At 56.2% G+C, this 667-nt stretch carries 1 protein-coding gene; it reads left to right on the top strand.

The annotated features are described in order from the left end of the window. The coding region (locus JQC81_RS32830; RefSeq protein ID WP_210347350.1) for a hypothetical protein at nt 1–333 on the top strand (333 nt) is incomplete at its 5' end. Between the last annotated feature and the right edge of the window lie 334 nt (nt 334–667).

Genomic DNA, 667 nt, shown 5'->3' on the forward strand with positions numbered 1-667 from the left:
GTCGAGGCTGAGGAATGCCGCAACTACTTCACCCACCGCCGCAGGATATGGATTCGTCTGAACCGCCGTTGCTCTAGTCCTCGATCGACGCATCGCGCTGGTTCTCGCTCGAATAGCGGGCATAGATCGCTGCACGCTTCATGCCATGTCCTCCGAGTGGGCTTTGAGTTTATCAAGGATCGAGCCAAGGCATCGGCTGGCCGCGAGATTGTCAGCCTGGATGTAGTAGCGCTCGGTGGTCGAGAAATGTCGATGACCGAACAGCGGCGCGGCGGCACGATCCTCATGACCGGCGGCACCGCTGAGAAGGTGGCAGGAGATATGGACGACTAGCCCAAGGCTCTGCTAGCTCCTGCCAGCATCACTGAAGATCTTCTTGTCATCTACAGCAATGTCTTTGAGGGCTATGGGGATGACACCAGATGGCGAAGTGCTGGCGGAGCTCTCTGTGATGCGACGTACTGGATGCCTCTGCCCTTGCCTCCGCTGGCGCACATCGTCGGTGAGGGCACAGCGGCCTAACAGCAGACGCTCGAAGAACAACAATTGTATCTTGTGAGTTACTCTAACTTATTTTGAAGAAGGCGCTTTCGAAGCCTGAGCTGTTATCTTTCAGTTGGAACGATTTCCAACCTCCTCCTCTGAGATCGGTGCCTAGCACCAGACC

Source organism: Microvirga arabica, from assembly GCF_016811235.1.
GTDB classification, from domain to species: Bacteria; Pseudomonadota; Alphaproteobacteria; order Rhizobiales; family Beijerinckiaceae; genus Microvirga; species Microvirga arabica.